We start from the raw sequence: 2,133 nt of genomic DNA on the forward strand, positions 1-2,133 counted from the left end.
GAAGGAAAAGAGAGGGGATTTTCAATGTTGACGAAGTCTTAAGCTTCTACGTGTATTATAACCTTAATCCTCTCTTTTGTCTTTTCTTGTTTATTGTCTAATTTAATGAATTGTAAACTTAAGACGTATATAATTTATTGCTAGTTCTAGCCTACTTACGAAAATCCTTGCGGATTTTCTATTCGGTTTTTATTTGTTAACTTAGTTGCTTAACCACGCAACAAACCATATACAAACACGTTGTAAGTAATTTAAACAAACCGTGATAATACGAAAGGAAATAAAGGATGATAATGAACTTTACTTATATTTCAATGGAAAATTGATTTATAAAAGATGGTTGAATCTTGGCTATTCTAAAGTCTTTGATAAAATGGCTTATGGAAAAGATACTTTCGTAAGTATTGTAACAGACGAAAACAGAAAAACGAGACATAAGAGAAAAATATTTATAAACGGAGAATTTTGTGAATCTAAACAAGATTTTTGGAATAAATACGTTGCGGAAATCGACTCTGAATCGGCAAAACATTTTGGAAAAAATCTTGATGCTTTTAATGACGCTATAACAGCAGAAGGTCCAGGTTTTCCAGGAGATTGTATTATAGAAATAATTGGAACTGAAAAACTGGAAAAAGTATTCGGAAAAGATGATTATGATTTTATTATAGATTTATTAAGAAACGCTGAATTCGTAGATTTAATAGTGGAAAAATCAGAGGTGTGAAATACAAAAATATTCCTTCAGCAATTCACAATTTTGGACATAGTTTTTTAAGCTATGAAAATTATGTTGATTCTGATTTCGTAATTGATGAATTGAATAAAATAAGTGGAAAGAATTATGACATAAAAATTGATTGGAAAACTAAAGAATTCCAACCAAGGACAATGATTTCTGACCGAATTACTAAGTCAATTGGTTATTGGTATGATAACATAAATGAGCATTTCAAATCACAAAACGTGGAATTTGACTCTCTAAAATCATTTGAATTAATTTGGGAAAATGGAAAGAGACCAAAAGTTATTGCGACTGACGATAGAGGAAAATTTTACGAAAAGGAAATAACAAATACATTATAAACTGAATAAAAAACTACTTACAACACCGTATATAATTTATTGCTATTTCTAGCCTACTTACGAAAATCCTCGCGGATTTTCTATTCGGTTTTTATTTGCTAACTTTAGTGCTTAAACACGCAACAAACCATATACAAACACGTTAGCAGCAATAGTCACTCAAAATTTACCAGCTTCCTTTTTCGCGATTTTTTTTAGATTTTTAAGTCAGATAAACCATAATTGGAATCCAAAAATTCCCAATTCTCACGCAGGACAGGTTCCTCGTCCGAGTAATTCGTGAGTTGAGAGTTCATTAAAGCCTATTTACCTCATTACGCAGGACTTTTTATCTCTGTGACCAATCTAACCCTTTATTCTAAAAAAAACTGCTGCTAACAAGGTATATAATCCATTGCTTGGTATTGATTACTCACGAAAATTCCTGCGGAATTTTCTCTGGTTCGCAAAAGTTTACTAAATTAGTTGTTTAACCACGCAACGTATTATACACGAACCGTTGTACACAAGCTACCGAATGAAACGAAATCTGATATTAATATTATTGACTTTGACTTTTACAAGTTGTTTTTTTAGCGACTATGAAAGTGAAAAGACCCAATCATCAACTGGAAATTTTGAAATTTACGCAACCGTAAATCGGACTGACAAAAATGCGGATAATTACGCTGACGTTATCATTCACTTATATGATAAGAAAAATGAAAAACTAACTGAATTGAATACTGGAGCTGGAGATGCGAATAAATGGACAATTGGCTGGACTGAACTAGGAGATACAATTGTACTACAAAGTAGCGATATCGGAAATAAAGCGTGGATTTTACAAAACGACCAACCTACTGAAATAAAAATGACGGATGAATTGAATGAACGTGCTGAATTTCTGAAATCAATAAAATATGAATAAAAGCCAGTGTACAACAAAGTACTGTGGTAAAAAACAAGTAAAAACTCATTAATTTTTCACTAAAGTACTTCTATAAGTATCATCATATATTAATCCAGATTTAGCAATAGCAAAGGCTTGTTTTAATAGCTTATTAC

3 protein-coding genes are annotated in these 2,133 nt (G+C 31.2%); all 3 read left to right on the forward strand.

Annotation, left to right across the window (positions count from 1 at the left end):
* The first annotated feature begins 262 nt into the window (after positions 1-262).
* The 3 genes from HNV08_RS16180 (at position 263) to HNV08_RS16190 (ending at position 1,996) form a co-directional block, all read left to right on the forward strand.
* On the forward strand, positions 263-727 hold the full coding sequence (locus HNV08_RS16180; protein WP_173282403.1) for a barstar family protein: 465 nt from the start codon (positions 263-265) through the stop codon (positions 725-727).
* Positions 724-1,086 (forward strand): hypothetical protein, encoded by a 363-nt coding sequence (locus HNV08_RS16185; protein ID WP_173282404.1) that lies wholly within the window; start codon positions 724-726, stop codon positions 1,084-1,086. Before HNV08_RS16180 ends, HNV08_RS16185 begins: the two co-directional genes overlap by 4 nt.
* Before the next feature lie 550 nt (positions 1,087-1,636).
* Positions 1,637-1,996, forward strand: coding sequence for a hypothetical protein (locus tag HNV08_RS16190; RefSeq protein ID WP_173282405.1), 360 nt, complete (start codon positions 1,637-1,639; stop codon positions 1,994-1,996).
* Positions 1,997-2,133 lie beyond the last annotated feature (137 nt).

Source organism: Winogradskyella eckloniae (assembly GCF_013249045.1).
GTDB lineage: Bacteria > Bacteroidota > Bacteroidia > Flavobacteriales > Flavobacteriaceae > Winogradskyella > Winogradskyella eckloniae.